The organism is Kribbella sp. NPDC051620 (genome assembly GCF_044453825.1).
Taxonomy (GTDB): Bacteria; Actinomycetota; Actinomycetes; order Propionibacteriales; family Kribbellaceae; genus Kribbella.
The window spans coordinates 154853-169489 of the sequence record NZ_JBITDB010000008.1; the positions used below are offsets into that span (position 1 = coordinate 154853).

A 14637-nucleotide genomic window follows, 5' to 3' on the forward strand; every position below is an offset into this window, starting at 1 on the left:
GGTGCGGGTCGGTGGGGCGGGGGCGGTGGTGTGGGGCGGTGGTTTGGGGTTTCTGCTGGGGTTGAGATTGGGGTGGGGATTTCGGCTTTGGGGTTTTTGCTGGCGGGGTTGGGGGCCTGTGTGGCTGTGCTGGCTCGGGATTTGGGGGTGGCGGCTGATCGGTTGGCGTTGTTGCCGTCTGCGTTTGCGGTCGGGTTGCTGGTTGTCGCGGTGGTGGGGCCGCGGGTGCTCAGGGTTGTTGCTATCGGGGTGGTGTTGCGGATCGGGGTGGTTGTTTGTGCGGTGGGTGGGGCGCTGATCGCCTTGGCGCCGAGTTATGGGCTGGCGATTGCCGGGGGACTGGGTGTCGGGCTGGGTGGGGCGTTGCTGATTTTGATTGCGCCGTTGCTGCTGAGTGGGCCGACGGCTGCCGCTCGGCTCACGAGAGTCAACGCGTTCGCCAGTGCTAGCGGGATTCTGGCGCCGCTTGCGATCGGGGCGGCGGACAAGGTGGTTTCGACCGGACGGTTGGCGATGCTTGCGGCGGTACCTCCGCTGCTGCTCCTGGCCGTCATCGCAGGCCCTGGCGCAACCCACCAGCAGCACCAGCCCGCGCATGACCAGCGGGCGCCAGCGCTGCGTATGGACCGTCAGGTGGTCCTACAGGTAGCCCGGGGTTGGGTGCGTGTGGTGCTGGCGGTTGCTGTGGAGTTCTGCTTTGTGATCTGGGCGGTGGCCCGGCTCCTGGACTCGGGGCTGACCATCGCCGGCGCCGCCTTGCTGGGCAGTGCGTTTCCGATCGGTATGGCCGTAGGGCGGGCCATCGGACCGCTGCATCTCCGAGGCTGGTCCCCGATCGTCCCGGGCGGGCTCCTGGCGATCGCTGGGACGCTGCTGGTCAGCTTGTTCGGTACTCCGGCAGTGGTGACAGCAGGCCTCGTCGTAGCAGGAATCGGCGTCGCGCCGCTCTACCCAGTGACCCTGGCAGCTCTGGTCGCCACCCCAGGACTCAGCTCGGCAAGGCTTGCCGCACTAGGCGCCTCAGCCTCCGGCGTCGCCATCCTGCTCGCACCGGCAGTCCTCGCCGCCCTGGCGGGAGTGGTCGACCTACGGACAGCCTTCCTGGTCACCCTGCCGCTGCTGGCCGCGCTCTTCCTCGTCAGCCGCCCCTTGAGTCGCGGTCACGAACTCGAGGAGACCGTCAGCCCATAGCGCGCCAGCAGTGACCGCAACGCCTCGAGACCCTCCGAGAGGTCGTACAGCTCGGCATGCACCCCGGCCTCGCGAGCGGCGTCGATGTTGGGCTGGTTGTCGTCGATGAACAACGTCGTCGCACCCGGCCGGTCCACCGCAGACAGGATCGCCTTGAAGTACGACGGATCCGGCTTGGCCAGACCGAGGTCGCAGGAGTAGAAGCTCTGGTCGAACCAGTCGCCGTAATGCCGCTCGTCGTTCATGATCGCGCGCCGGTACGACTGCTGGTTGGTGGCGAGATGACAGCCGATTCCTGCCGCCCGCAACTCCTGGATCCAGCCGACCACGACCGGATCGGCCTCGAACCGGTGCCACAACTGAAGTACCTCGTCCACCGAGGCGGTCGACGACCAGCGCTCCAGTACTTCGGCCACAGCGTCCCGGAAGTCGCCCTTGCCGGCGATCGACGGCCGCTCCGACACCATCAGGTCGAGCACGAACTCATCGGCCGCCTCGGCCGGGACGAACCCGGACAGCGTTGCCCGCCAGTCGATGGTCGGGCGCTGGATCACTCCATCGGCGTCGAACAGAACCGTGTCGATCTCTGCAAGCGGCATGGCGTCCATCCTGTCAGCCGCCCGGTCGGCCGACAGCGATCGGGCCAAGGCGTGAGCAGGCGCGGCGCGAGCCCTTGACCGGTTCAGTTGGTATGCGCTTACCTTCACCATGTCCGAACATTTGTGGACAAGTTCTGGCGCAAATGAACACGAGTACTCCCCCAACCGGTCGGCGACGAAGGTGCAGGTGAGGCGGTTCATGACAGTGACACGCAGAAGGTTCCTGGTGCTCGGCGCCGGGGCAGGGGCCGCGGCGGCCGGGCTGACCGGTTGTGGTTCGCGAAGTTCGCTCGGGGCCGCCGACCAGCTGAGCATGTGGGCGTGGACCGGCTCCGTCAACGACGCCCTGGTCGGCGAGGCCGAGAAGGCGATTCCGGGCGGCGGTGGCAAGAAGCTCTCGATGACCCGGATCGGCGGCGACTACAAGACCAAGGTGCTGACGGCACTGGCCGGCAAGTCGATGGTGCCCGACATCGTCGCGATCAACGACGACGTCGCCACCTACTTCCCGAACGCCGACCAGTTCCACGATCTGCACGAACTCGGCGCGGACAGGTTCAAGAGCGAGTTCCTGGAGTGGAAGTGGAAGCTCGGCATCACGCCCGAGAACCGGATGATGGCCTACCCGATGGACACCGGCCCGACCGCGCTCTTCTACCGCCGCGATGTCTTCGACAAGGCCGGCCTGCCGACCGAGCCCAGCGACGTGGCCGCCGCCGCGCCCGACTGGGACGACTACATCCAGCTGGGCAGGAAGCTGAAGCAGGCCGTCCCGGGCGCGTCAATCACCGACAACATCACCTCGGTCTATCTCTACGCCCTGGCCCAGCTTCCCCAGCGCTACATGACCGCCGACGGCCGCTACATCGGCGACGGCGACCACATCCGCAAGGCCTGGGACCTGGCTGTCCGGGTGGTCAAGGAAGGTCTGTCGGCCAACGCGCAGGAAGGCAGTACCGACGCCAACGCCGTGGTCACCAACGGCCGGCTGGTCGCCTTCATCGGCGCGGTCTGGTGGGCCCAGCTGGGACCGAAGAACGCGGCGCCCAAGACGAAGGGGCTCTGGCGGGTCACACCGTCGCCCGGCGGTCCCGGCAACCGGGGCGGCTCGTTCCTCGCGATCACGAAGTACTGCAAGGACCCCGCGGCCGCCTTCGCCTTCATCAGCTGGCTGGAGTCGTCGAAGAACCAGGCGCAGTCCTTCCTCGACCCGGTCCTCTTCCCGTCCACGCCGGCCAGCTACACCGACCCCCGGCTGGCCGAGCCCGACCCGTTCTTCGGCGGCCAGCGCATCGTCGACGTGTTCGCCGAGTCCGCGAAGAAGTACCCGGGCGCCTACTTCAGCCCGTACGACTCGATCATCAACGACCCGTTGAAGGCCGAGTTGGTCAACGTGGAGATCGGCAGCAAGACGTCCGACCAGGCCTGGAAGGACGCCCAGCATCAGGTCGACCGCGAGCTCACCCGGGCGGGGGCGATCTGAGATGGCCGTCAGCGACGCGATTCGCAACACCGCCGCGGTGACCACCAAGGAGCCCGCCCCCGACAAGCCACCGAACAAGATCCGCCAGGCGCTACCGCAGTACGCCGCAGTGTCGCCGTTCTTCGTGCTGTTCGCGATCTTCGGCGCCTTCCCGGTGTTCTTCTCGATCTGGCTGTCGTTCCACTCCTGGGACGGCATCGGCGCGATGAAGTGGGTCGGGCTGGAGCAGTACAGCTACCTGCTCACCGACCCGACGTTCTGGAAGTCGATCACGAACACCCTGATCATCTGGGTGATCTCGACCGTTCCGATGCTGCTGCTGGCCCTGGTGATCGCGAACGCGTTGCACAACGCGACGCGGTTCCGCAGCTTCTACCGGATCGCCTACTTCATCCCGAACATCACCTCGGTGGTGGCCGTGACGATGGTCTTCGGCTCGATCTTCAGCAACAACTTCGGCCTGCTGAACGCGTTCCTGCAGTCGATCGGGCTGGACAAGATCGAGTGGCTGAGCCAGCCGTGGGGGATCAAGATCGCGATCGCGAGCATCGTCGCCTGGCGGTGGACCGGCTACAACGCGATCATCTTCCTGGCCGGCCTGCAGGCGATCTCGTCCGACATCTACGAGGCCGCCAAGGTGGACGGCGCCTCGCCGCGGCAGACCTTCTGGCGGATCACCGTGCCGCTGCTGCGCCCGGTGATCCTGTTCACCGCGGTCACCTCGACCATCGGCGGGTTGCAGATCTTCACCGAGTCGCAGGTGCTGTTCGGCAGCAGCGGCGCGATCGGCGGCCCGGGTGACGGTGGGCTGACCATCGTCTCCTACCTGTACGACAACGCCTTCGGCTCGAACCAGTTCGGCTACGGCGCCGCGATCGGCTGGGCGCTGTTCATCCTGATCGTCTTGTTCTCGATCATCAACTGGCGGCTGATCGGCGGCACCGACGACGAACGGATCACCAGACGCGCGGCCCGCCGGATCGACGCGAAGATCGCCAAGGAGAAGGCCCAGGACAAGGCTCAGGACAGGGAGCTGACCGATGCGCACTGAGAGAATCCGTACCGTCGTCGGCCACGTCGTGCTGATGGCCGGCGTGCTGGTCTCGATCTTCCCGTTCTACTGGATGCTCGTGATGGCCTCGAACACCACGCCGGACATCTTCGCCTACCCGCCGAAGCTGCTGGTCGGCTCGCACCTGTTCGAGAACATGGGCCACGTGCTCGACAACATCGACTTCTTCGGCTCGATGCTGATCACGCTGATCGCCAGCCTCGGCGTCACCGTCCTGGTGCTGTTCTTCGACTCACTGGCCGCGTTCGCCTTCGCGAAGTACGAGTTCCCCGGCCGCAACCTGCTCTTCGGGCTGCTGCTCGCGACCTTCATGATCCCGTCCCAGCTCGCGCTCGTCCCGCAGTTCGTGACGCTGGCCGAGTTCGGCTGGATCGGGTCGCTGAAGGCGCTGATCGTGCCGGGCGCGGCGAACGCGTTCGGCATCTTCTGGATGCGCCAGTACGCCAAGGGCGCGATCCCCGACGAGCTGATCTCGGCCGCGAAGGTCGACGGCGCCGGCTTCTTCCGCCAGTACCTGACCGTCGGACTGCCGGTCCTGCGGCCCGGGCTGGCGTTCCTCGGCATCTTCACGTTCATCAACGTCTGGAACGATTACCTGTGGCCGTTGATCGTGATGACGGATCCGAACAAGCTCACCCTCCAGGTCGCGCTGCAGCAGCTGAACGGCGTCTATGGCACCGATTACAGCATGGTGATGGCGGGTGCCCTGATGAGTGTGATTCCGTTGATCGGCGTCTTCCTGATCGGAGGGCGCCACTTCATCGCCGACATCGCCGCCGGCGCCATGAAGTTCTGACCCTATTGACCGCACCTCGATGAGGGGAACCTCTGTGCAGAACAGCAAACTCCGCTGGGGAATTCTGGGCACCGGAAACATCGCGTCCCGGTTCGCCAGCCAGATCCCCGCGTCCTCGACCGGCGAGCTGGCCGCGGTCGGCAGCCGCAGCCAGGCGTCGGCCGACGCGTTCGGCGACAAGTACGACATCCCGCACCGGCACGCGTCGTACGACGACCTGCTCGCCGACGACACCGTCGACGCCGTCTACATCGCCACCCCGCATCCGCTGCACCCGGAGTGGGCGATCAAGGCGGCCGAGGCCGGCAAGCACGTGCTCTGCGAGAAGCCGCTCGCCATCAACCGGTCCTGGGCGGCGGCGATGATCGAGGCCGCGATCCGCAACGACGTCTTCCTGATGGAGGCGTTCATGTACCGCTGCCTGCCGCAGACCAAGCTGGTCGCCCAGCTGGTCCTCGACGGCGCGATCGGCAAGGTGCACCAGATCCAGGCGTCGTTCGCGTTCCAGGCGTCCTTCAACGCCGAGAGCCGGATCTTCGCCAACGAGCTGGCCGGCGGCGGCATCCTCGACGTGGGCGGCTACCCGGTCTCGTACGCGCGCCTGATCGCGGGCGCCGCCATCGGAGCCCCGTACGCCGATCCGGCGGCGGTCACCGCGGTCGGCCAGGTCGGCGAGACCGGGGTGGACGAATGGGCGGTCGCGACGCTGTTCTTCGACAGCGGGATGACCGCTCAGGTGAGCACCGGGGTCCGCCTCAGCGACGAGAACCGGGTCCGGGTGCTGGGCAGCGAGGGGTACCTCGTGGTCGAGGACCCGTGGTTCGGCGGCGACGGCAAGCCGACGCATGTGACGCTGCACAAGGTGGGGGAGGAGCCACGCGACATCTCCGCCGAGCCGGCCTTCATCTACACGGCCGAGGCCGATGCGGTGGCGGCGGCGATCGAGGCCAGGCAGGCTCCGGAGATGTCGTGGTCGGACACGCTGGGCAATCTCGAAGTACAGGACGAGTGGCGCAAGCTGATCGGGCAGCAGTACGCGAGTGAGCGCGACGACATCCTGATCCCGACGGTGACCGGGCGGCCGCTCGTACGGCGTACCGATGCGCCAATGACGTACGGCGAGGTACCCGGCCTCGGCAAGCAGGTGTCGCGGCTGGTGATGGGCGTCGACAACCAGTTGACGCTGCCGCACGCCGCGACCATGTTCGACGACTTCGTCGAGCGGGGCGGGACGACCTTCGACACGGCGTACGTCTACGGCGGCGGGCGTGGCGAGAAGCTGCTCGGGCAGTGGTTGAAGTCGCGAGCCAACCGCGACGACGTGGTCGTGATCGGGAAGGGCGCGCACACGCCGCACTGCGATCCGGAGTCGATCACCCGGCAGCTGTTCGAGTCGCTGGAGCGGCTGCAGACCGACCATGTCGACCTGTACCTGATGCACCGCGACAACGAGTCGATCCCGGTGGGGGAGTTCGTAGACGTCCTCGACTCGCACTTCCGGGCGGGCCGGATCAAGGCGTACGGCGGGTCGAACTGGACGACGGCCCGGTTCGACGAGGCCAACGCGTATGCGGCGGCTCATGGCAAGCAGCCGTTCACGTTGCTGAGCAATCACTTGAGCCTGGCGCGGGCGTACGACGTACCGTGGGCGGGCTGTCGTCATGTCAGCGACGACGAGTCGCAGGCGTGGCTGCGGGAGCGGCAGGTCGCGCTGTTCCCGTGGTCGAGTCAGGCGCGCGGATTCTTCACCGGGCGGGCCAAGCCGGAGGACCGGTCGGACGAGGAGCTGGTGCGCTGCTTCTACTCGGACGGCAACTTCGAGCGACTCCGGCGCGCGGAGGAACTGGCCGACAAGTATGGTGTGGGTGCGACGGCGATCGCGCTGGCCTGGCTGCTCCATCAGCCGTACCCGGTGTTCCCGTTGATCGGACCGCGTCAGCTGAGCGAGACGCGGACCTCGTTGCCCGGCTTGTCGGTGGAGTTGTCGGCCCAGGATGTGACCTGGCTGACAGCGGCCGATCTGGGCTGACACCGAATTGGTGGACGCATCAGCAGCTGTGTAACATGGCCTGTCGGTGTCTCGACCCTAATCACGGAGAATCATGTCTAAAGTTTGCGATATCTGCGACAAGAAGCCGATGTTCGGCAAGAGCGTTGCCCGGCTGGGCAAGGGCGCGATGATCCGTCGGGTCAAGGCGCGCACGAACCGTCGCTTCAACCCCAACATCCAGCCGATCCGCGCGGTCATCAAGGGCACGCCCGTGAAGCTGAAGGTCTGCACGTCCTGCATCAAGGCGGGCAAGGTTCAGCGCGTAGTCGGCTAGTACGACCGGCCTCCAGCAGGCCGTCCTCCGTGTAGGGCCCCAGAGGCGCCCGGGATCCCCCGGGCGCCTACTGCTGTTCGGTCACTCTCCGCTATGGACCTGACCGCCGTTTTGAGCAATCGTGGTCCTTTCAGGTGGCCGGGGGCCACCGCGTTCGTCAGGTGGGGGGACCACCATGGCTCATCCGAAGTCGCCGAGACCTGTCAAGAGGCCGTCGGGCCATCTTGCCGGCCGACGGAGCCCGACGGTTCGGTCGCGGTTCGTTGGGCCTCCAGGAGACGCTCGCCGGTCCCCGAGAAATCTGGGCTTCAGCTGGCACCGTCACCCCGCCACAGTTGCCAGTGTGGCTGCCAGCGCCGCCCTCGTTGTCGGCTCCTTCGGCACGATCGCATTCACCCAGGCGGGCTTGATATCGGCCGGGCCCAACTCGGGTAGGGCTCTCCGCCCCCCGACCGTTACGGCCACGGTAATTACCACCGGATCACCAGAACCGACGGTCACCTCGGTGTCACCTTCGATCAAGCTGCCGCCGCCAGGAACTGTGGCCGTCATCCTCAGCATCGGCACAAACGGCAAGATCGGGCCAGCCGAGTACCGGACGGGCGCCAACCCGACCGCCTTCGCCGTGGTCTATGACGAGAACGGTCGATCAGTGATGGTCGGCTGCTACCCGACGTGGGTGCTCAGACGGGGGAGCAGTGTCGTCGAGACCGCTCGAAGCGAGAGTTGTACCCGCGCCTTCTCCGTCTCTCCGGATGCCCTGCAAATTGCCGGCAATTACCGCCTGTCGGTCTCTGTCACGACTGACGCCGGTTTTAAAGGTGATGCGACGGCAGACTTCAGGGTGACCTCAGTCCAACCGAACCCGTGACCCTGTCTGCCGCTGCACTGAGCGACCAGCAGTAGCGCTCTCCAGCCCTCCAACGCTTGACCGCAGGCGGCTGGGTGAGAGTACGGGTACTTTCTGTTGCTCAGCGCGGGCGGCTACCTGGCTCGGGCGATGACTGTTAGTTCGTTGCGGTTGTGGTGGAGTTGGCGGGCTGACTGGATTTCGTAGTTCTTGCGGAGGAGGTCCATGGCTCGGCGGGCGGCGTCGAGGGGGTTTCGGGCGCCGCCTTTGAGGGTGACCACGGCCAGGGCGCCTCGGCGGAGGTGGGGGATGGCGTCGAGCATGACGCGGGCGCTCATCAGTTGATCCATTCGCATGTCGTTGACGACGACGTCGAACGGGACCTGGTTGCGGCGGAAGAACTCGCCGGCTGTGGTCGCGACGTGGTGGACGCCTCGATCGGCGGCTACTCGGCGGTCCAGGGCGCCGGGGTCGATGGACCAGACCTCCTGGCCGTGCCGGCGCAGGATGCGGGTCCAACCGCCCGGGCTCGCGCCTAGGTCGAGGGCCTTGCCGCCGTCGGGGAGTTGCAGGCCGAAGGTCTCGATCGCCTCCTCGAGCTTGAACTCCGAGCGCGACACCCGCTCGTCCGAGCGGGCCAGCCGCATCCGCCCGCCCGGCCAGTCCGAGAGGCTGTACTCGAGCCGGTTGAGCCCGATCAGAACGCTCTTCTTCGAGGCGAAGCAGGACACGACGTACTCCTGCCCGGCGCGGCTCACCTCGATCCCGCGCTCGCCCAGCGCAGGCTCCAGCAGGTGGTAGTACGACCCGCCGCTGCTGGCTCCGTCCGTCCACGTCTGTACTGCGAGAGCCTGCGGATGACGCGGCAGCTCACCCAGGATCAGCTCCGCCAGCTCATGTCCCGGCGGCACCTCGCCGACCCCGAAGCCGGCGATCTCGACGGTCAGGTGGCGGATGAAGACGATCCGCCCGTCGTTGCAGGCGGCGGCCAGTTCCTCGATCGACGGGCCGTTCTCGACGATCCGGCCGAGGTCGCCGCTGACCCGCTCGACCTTCACCCGGGGGCCGAACTCGTCCCGGATCTCGCGGACCGCCAGGTCATAGCTGTCGGTAGCCACCGAGAAGAGGGATGAGAGCACGCCACATGGTAGGACGTCCACCGGCAGGCCCCGAGCGGCCGGACCGGTTAGCCTTCCGGGCGTGGATGTGCGTGGAGAGGTGCTGACGACGGCGGTACTGCGAGCTTGGGCCCGTACCGCGCTGTCCGAGCTCGGGCGCGCCCGGGTCGAGATCGACGAGCTCAACGTCTACCCGGTCCCCGACGGCGACACCGGCACCAACCTGTACCTGACCTGGGAGGCCGCCTGCGACGCCCTCCCCGCCGGCAACCTCACCTTCGCCGAAGCAGTCCAAGCCTTCGGCCGAGGCGCCCTCCTGGGCGCCCGAGGCAACTCCGGCGTAATCACCTCGCAGCTGGTCCGAGCCTGCGGCCTCCGCCTGGCCGAGAACCTCCCCAGGGACCGGCCGAGCCGCTACAGCACCGCCGAAGCGGCCTCGGCCACCAGCGGGGGAGGCGGGGAGGACCCGGCCACCGCCCGGGGCGGGGAGGGCCCGGCCACGACCCAGCGTGGGGAGGGCCTGGCCACCGCCGAGGGCGGCACTCGCGACAACTCCGCAGTGGGCGAGGCGGCTCGCGCTAGCGAGACGCGAGCTGTGTTGGCGGATGCTCGGATGAGTGAGGCTGCGGCGTTTGCGGATGCGTTGGTGTTTGCGGCTGATGCTGCGTACAGCGCGGTGGCCCAGCCGGTAGAGGGCACCATGCTCACGGTGGCTCGGAAGGCCGGGGAGGCGGCGCTGGAGGCGGCCAATGCAGGGAAGAGCTTGGCTGAGGTGTGTTTGGCGGCTGTGGCGGCTGCTCGGGTTGCGTTGACCAAGACGACTGAGCAGTTGGAGGTGCTGCGCCGGGCGGGGGTTGTGGACGCCGGGGGCGCGGGGCTGGTCGTCATCTTGGGAGCCATGGAGTCGGTGTTGTCGGGGCGGGCTCCGGGGGCTACTACCGGCGTACCGGCTCGGGTGGCGCCGCAGGAGTTGCCGGGGGCGGTTGGGACCGACCTGGATCCGGACGGGCCGTCGTACGAGGTGATGTATCTGCTGGACGCGGCTGATGAGCAGATCGGGGACTTTCGGAGGCAGCTTGCGGGGTTGGGGGACTCCGTGGTTGTGGTCGGTGGGGATGAGCTGTGGAACGTCCACGTGCATACGGATGATGTCGGCGCGACTATCGAGCTTGGGATCGGGATTGGGCGGCCGTACCGGATCCGGGTGACCCACTTCGCGGACATGGCCCACCGTGTGCCGGTCCCGAACCGGGCGGTGATCGCCGTGGCCGCAGGGGACGGGCTGGCGGAGCTGTTCGAAGAGTCTGGGGCGGTAGTCGTCCGCGGCGGCCCGGGGCGCAGATGCTCGACCGGTGAGCTGCTGAAGGCCATTGAGCGGTCAGGTGCGCCCGAGATCGTCATACTGCCGAACGACAGCGACTCCATCGCAGTAGCCGAAGCAGCGGCCACCGCAGCCCGACAGGACGGCATCCGGGTAGCAGTGATCCCCACACGAGCCCAGGTGCAAGGACTGGCCGCGATCGCGGTCCACGACCCCGAGCGCAGCTTCGACGATGCTGTCGTCCAGCTGTCGGCCGCCGCCGGCCAGACCCGCCACGGCGCGGTGACGATCGCCGTGAAGGACGCCTGGACGATGGCCGGCACCTGCAGGATCGGCGACGCGCTCGGCGTCGTGGACGGCGACTTCAGCCTCATCACCGACGACCTGGAGACGGCCGCGACCGGCGTCGTGGACCGGCTCCTGGGCGGCGGTGGCGAGCTGATGACGGTCGTCACCGGCAGCGAGGTGGAGGCCGGGCTGGTCGACGCGGTGGTGCGGCACGTACGCCGGATTCGCCGGGATGTCGATGTCGTGGTGTACGACGGAGGACAGGAAAGGTACCCGTTGCTGATCGGGGTGGAATGAAGACCGACATCGACCGCAAGCTCCGCGACTTCGTCGGGGCGAAGACGGCCAAGAGTTTCTCCGAGGTGCTCGGCATCGAGACCGTCGGCGAGCTGCTGCGGCACTACCCGCGGCGGTACCTGAAGAAGGGCGAGCTGACCCCGTTCGACGAGCTGCAGGTCGGCGACCAGGCGACCGTCAGCGGGCGGGTCAAGAAGGTCACCGTCCGCTCGCTGGACTCCAAGCAGGAGATCCGCCCGGACGATGTGCAGAAGTTCCGCCGGCACAAGACGATCACCAAGGTGGTCGTCACCGACGGCCGCAACGACCTCGAGCTGGCCTTCTTCAACCAGCCCTGGCTGGCGAACAAGCTGGTGGCCGGTACCGCCGCGCTGTTCTGGGGCGAGGTGACGATGTTCCGCGAGACCATGCAGCTCAAGGGCCCGGGCACCGAGATCCTCGACGAGGAGGACCTGACCGAGGAGGAGATCGAGCGCCGGGCCAAGCCGTTCCGCCCGCTCTACCCGGCTAGCGCGAAGCTGCCGACGGCGACGATCGAGCGCAGCGTCAAGATCGTCCTGGACAACCTCGAGGAGCTCGACGACCCGATCCCCGAGCTGATCCTGCGCAAGGAGCGGCTGATCGGCCTGCGCGAGGCGCTGCAGAAGGTGCACCTGCCGGAGACCGAGAAGGACATCGAGATCGCCCAGAAGCGGTTCCGGTTCGAGGAAGCGCTGGTGATGCAGACGATCCTGGCCCAGCGCCGGGCCGTCACGGATGCGCTCAAGGCCGTACCGCGCCAAAGAACCAAGGGCGGCCTGCTGGACGAGTTCGACCAGCGGCTGCCGTTCACGCTCACCGACGGGCAGACCGAGGTCTGCGAGGAGATCTTCGCCGACATCGCCCGGCCGCACCCGATGCACCGGCTGCTGCAGGGCGAGGTCGGCTCCGGCAAGACAGTGGTGGCGCTCCGGGCGATGCTCTCGGTGGTCGACGCCGGCGGCCAGGCGGTACTGCTCGCCCCGACCGAGGTGCTGGCGACCCAGCACCACAAGACGCTGACCAAGATGCTCGGTGAGCTTGCCGAGCAGGGCATGCTCGGTGGGGCTGAGCAGGCGACGCGGGTGGGGCTCCTGACCGGGTCGTTGAACGCGGCAGCGCGGCGTACGGCGATGTTGGACGCGGCCAGTGGCGCCGCGGGGATCGTGGTCGGCACGCACGCGCTGCTCGAGGACAAGGTGCAGTTCGCCGATCTCGGGCTGGTCGTGGTCGACGAGCAGCACCGGTTCGGCGTCGAGCAGCGGGCCGCGCTGAGCACGAAGTCGGGCGACGCGACCCCGCACACCCTGGTGATGACGGCGACCCCGATCCCGCGGACGGTCGCGATGACGGTGTTCGGCGACCTCGCGGTCTCTACGCTGACCGAGTTGCCGGCCGGCCGGTCGCCGATCGCAAGCAACGTCGTACCCGCGCTGCAGAAGCCCGACTGGCTGGAGCGCGCCTGGCAGCGCGTCCGGGAGGAGGTCGGCAAGGGCCACCAGGCGTACGTCGTCTGCCCGCGGATCGGCGACGACGTGAAGAACGCCGCCGACGAGGAAGGCGACTTCGCCCAGGGCGACCTCAACGACGGCGACGACGGCCGCAACGAGTCCAAGGCCAAGACCCGCCCGGCGATCTCGGTGCTCCAGGTGGCCGAGGTGCTCGAGACGGCGCTGGCCGGCCTGCGGGTCGAGATCCTGCACGGGCGGCTGCCGGCCGACGAGAAGGACTCGGTGATGACCCGGTTCGCGGCCGGCGAGATCGACGTGCTGATCGCGACCACCGTGATCGAGGTCGGCGTCGACGTGCCGAACGCGTCGACGATGGTGGTGATGGACGCGGACCGGTTCGGCATATCGCAGTTGCATCAGCTCCGTGGGCGGGTCGGCCGGGGCAAGGTGCCGGGGCTCTGCCTGCTGGTCACGTACACCTGGCCCGGCTCGGCGTCCATGCAGCGGCTGGAGGCGGTCGCGGCGACGACGGACGGGTTCGAGTTGTCCCGGATCGACCTGGAGACCAGGCGCGAGGGTGACGTGCTCGGCGTCGCCCAGTCCGGCCGCCGGAGCAGTCTCAAGCTGCTCAGCGTGCTCCGCGACGAGGACATCATCCTGACCGCCCGGCACGTCGCCAACTCGCTCATCTCCGTCGACGCCGAGCTCACGGAGTACCCCGTACTACGCTCCTTCGTGCGCAGCGCGCTGGAGTCAGAAGCCACCGACTACTTGGAGAAAACGTGACCAGGATTGTCGGGGGAGTAGCCGGCGGCAGACGCATCGCCGTACCGGCCGGTGACGGCACCAGACCGACCACCGACCGCACCCGGGAGGCACTTTTCTCTTCCCTGGAAGCCGAATTCGGAGGTTTCGACGGCCTGCACGTCCTCGACCTGTACGCCGGATCGGGAGCAGTCGGCCTGGAGGCGCTGTCTCGCGGCGCCAAGCGGGTCGTTCTGGTCGAGGCCGATCGTCAGGCGGCCGAGGTGATCGCCGCGAACATCAAGGTGGTGTCGTTGCCAGGTGCGACCCTGCTGACCAGGCCCGTCGAGAAGGTTGCCACCGGCACCAATTCGGGCGACCCGATCGACCTGGTCTTCGCCGACCCGCCGTACAAGCTGGAGACCGCCGAGTTGCAGGAAGTCCTGACGACGCTGGCGGCGCGCGGCTGGCTGGCCGAGGATGCGGTTGTCGTGGTCGAGCGGGCCAAGCGTGAGCCCTGGGAGTGGCCGGAGGGGTTCGCCGCGCTCCGGGATCGCAAGTACGGCGAGGCCCGGCTTTGGTACGGTCACCGCCATGACTAGGGCCGTGTTCCCCGGTACTTTCGACCCGCCCACCAACGGCCACCTGGACGTGATCGCCCGGGCGTCGGCCGCCTTCGACGAGGTGATCGTCGCGACCGGCGTGAACCAGTCCAAGCAGCGGCTGTTCAGCGTCGAGGACCGGGTCGCGATGCTGACCGAGATCGCGGCGCCGTACGGGAACGTCCGGGTCGGCACCTTCGACGGGCTGCTGGTCGACTACTGCCGGGCCGAGCAGGCCGGGGTGATCGTCAAGGGGCTGCGGACCGGGGCCGACTACGACTACGAGCTGCAGATGGCCCAGATGAACCGCAAGCTGTCCGGCGTGGACACCGTCTTCCTGCCGGCCGCGCCGGAGAACGCTTACATCTCCTCCAGCCTGGTCAAGGAGATTGCGAAACTCGGCGGTCCGGTCGCCGATTTCCTCCCTCCCGCCGTTCATGCCAGGTTGCTCGCCGCGCTCTAGCGACGCGCTGGACGGCCCCC

The 14637-nt window shown here is 67.8% G+C and carries 13 protein-coding genes; 11 read left to right on the top strand and 2 right to left on the bottom strand.

What is annotated here, in order from left to right:
* Positions 1-147 precede the first annotated feature (147 nt).
* Entirely contained in the window at positions 148-1191 is a 1044-nt protein-coding gene (locus ACIA12_RS35730; protein ID WP_396371758.1) for an MFS transporter, read from the top strand.
* Here the strand turns inward: ACIA12_RS35730 and ACIA12_RS35735 are convergent.
* Positions 1161-1790 carry an HAD family hydrolase gene (locus tag ACIA12_RS35735; protein WP_396371760.1) on the bottom strand — a complete coding sequence of 210 codons (630 nt, stop codon included), beginning with the start codon at positions 1788-1790 and terminating at the stop codon, positions 1161-1163. The genes ACIA12_RS35730 and ACIA12_RS35735 overlap by 31 nt on opposite strands.
* Positions 1791-1989: 199 nt before the next feature.
* Between ACIA12_RS35735 and ACIA12_RS35740 the strand changes: the two genes are divergently transcribed.
* The 6 genes from ACIA12_RS35740 to ACIA12_RS35765 all read left to right on the top strand — a co-directional run bounded on the left by ACIA12_RS35740 (position 1990) and on the right by ACIA12_RS35765 (position 8336).
* Positions 1990-3273, top strand: a complete 1284-nt coding sequence (locus ACIA12_RS35740; protein ID WP_396371761.1) for an ABC transporter substrate-binding protein — start codon at positions 1990-1992, stop codon at positions 3271-3273.
* Between the two features lies 1 nt (position 3274).
* Positions 3275-4324 carry a carbohydrate ABC transporter permease gene (locus ACIA12_RS35745; RefSeq protein ID WP_396371762.1) on the top strand — a complete coding sequence of 350 codons (1050 nt, stop codon included), beginning with the start codon at positions 3275-3277 and terminating at the stop codon, positions 4322-4324.
* Positions 4314-5141 (top strand): carbohydrate ABC transporter permease, encoded by an 828-nt coding sequence (locus ACIA12_RS35750; RefSeq protein WP_396371763.1) that lies wholly within the window; start codon positions 4314-4316, stop codon positions 5139-5141. Before ACIA12_RS35745 ends, ACIA12_RS35750 begins: the two co-directional genes overlap by 11 nt.
* 19 nt (positions 5142-5160) lie before the next feature.
* A complete protein-coding gene (locus ACIA12_RS35755; RefSeq protein WP_396371765.1) occupies positions 5161-7170 on the top strand; it encodes an aldo/keto reductase in 2010 nt (669 codons plus the stop codon).
* Between the two features lie 73 nt (positions 7171-7243).
* Positions 7244-7465 carry a 50S ribosomal protein L28 gene (gene rpmB / locus ACIA12_RS35760; RefSeq protein ID WP_328326414.1) on the top strand — a complete coding sequence of 74 codons (222 nt, stop codon included), beginning with the start codon at positions 7244-7246 and terminating at the stop codon, positions 7463-7465.
* Between the two features lie 343 nt (positions 7466-7808).
* Positions 7809-8336 (top strand): hypothetical protein, encoded by a 528-nt coding sequence (locus ACIA12_RS35765; protein ID WP_396371766.1) that lies wholly within the window; start codon positions 7809-7811, stop codon positions 8334-8336.
* A 113-nt stretch (positions 8337-8449) separates the two neighbouring features.
* On the opposite strand, the gene ACIA12_RS35770 is transcribed toward ACIA12_RS35765, so the two are convergent.
* Positions 8450-9454, bottom strand: a complete 1005-nt coding sequence (locus ACIA12_RS35770) for an SAM-dependent methyltransferase (RefSeq protein WP_396371768.1) — start codon at positions 9452-9454, stop codon at positions 8450-8452.
* 61 nt (positions 9455-9515) lie between these two features.
* On the opposite strand from ACIA12_RS35770, the gene ACIA12_RS35775 reads away from it, so the two are divergent.
* The 4 genes from ACIA12_RS35775 to coaD are packed head-to-tail and all read left to right on the top strand — an operon-like array spanning position 9516 to position 14617.
* A complete protein-coding gene (locus ACIA12_RS35775) occupies positions 9516-11339 on the top strand; it encodes a DAK2 domain-containing protein (RefSeq protein ID WP_396371769.1) in 1824 nt (607 codons plus the stop codon).
* Complete coding sequence (gene recG / locus ACIA12_RS35780) at positions 11336-13594, top strand: ATP-dependent DNA helicase RecG (protein WP_396371770.1); 2259 nt, start codon at positions 11336-11338, stop codon at positions 13592-13594. Before ACIA12_RS35775 ends, recG begins: the two co-directional genes overlap by 4 nt.
* Positions 13591-14154 carry a 16S rRNA (guanine(966)-N(2))-methyltransferase RsmD gene (gene rsmD, locus ACIA12_RS35785; RefSeq protein WP_396371771.1) on the top strand — a complete coding sequence of 188 codons (564 nt, stop codon included), beginning with the start codon at positions 13591-13593 and terminating at the stop codon, positions 14152-14154. The genes recG and rsmD overlap by 4 nt, the downstream gene beginning before the upstream one ends.
* On the top strand, positions 14147-14617 hold the full coding sequence (gene coaD, locus ACIA12_RS35790) for a pantetheine-phosphate adenylyltransferase (RefSeq protein WP_396371773.1): 471 nt from the start codon (positions 14147-14149) through the stop codon (positions 14615-14617). Before rsmD ends, coaD begins: the two co-directional genes overlap by 8 nt.
* The last annotated feature ends 20 nt before the right edge of the window (positions 14618-14637 follow it).

Excerpts from the sequence above, each read along its gene's own strand:
- rpmB (WP_328326414.1), top strand. The coding sequence starts at position 7,244 with ATGTCTAAAGTTTGCGATATCTGCGACAAGAAGCCGATGTTCGGCAAG.
- recG (WP_396371770.1), top strand. The coding sequence starts at position 11,336 with ATGAAGACCGACATCGACCGCAAGCTCCGCGACTTCGTCGGGGCGAAG.
- ACIA12_RS35745 (WP_396371762.1), top strand. The coding sequence starts at position 3,275 with ATGGCCGTCAGCGACGCGATTCGCAACACCGCCGCGGTGACCACCAAG.
- ACIA12_RS35750 (WP_396371763.1), top strand. The coding sequence starts at position 4,314 with ATGCGCACTGAGAGAATCCGTACCGTCGTCGGCCACGTCGTGCTGATG.
- coaD (WP_396371773.1), top strand. The coding sequence starts at position 14,147 with ATGACTAGGGCCGTGTTCCCCGGTACTTTCGACCCGCCCACCAACGGC.
- ACIA12_RS35735 (WP_396371760.1), bottom strand. The coding sequence starts at position 1,790 with ATGCCGCTTGCAGAGATCGACACGGTTCTGTTCGACGCCGATGGAGTG.
- ACIA12_RS35740 (WP_396371761.1), top strand. The coding sequence starts at position 1,990 with ATGACAGTGACACGCAGAAGGTTCCTGGTGCTCGGCGCCGGGGCAGGG.
- ACIA12_RS35755 (WP_396371765.1), top strand. The coding sequence starts at position 5,161 with ATGAGGGGAACCTCTGTGCAGAACAGCAAACTCCGCTGGGGAATTCTG.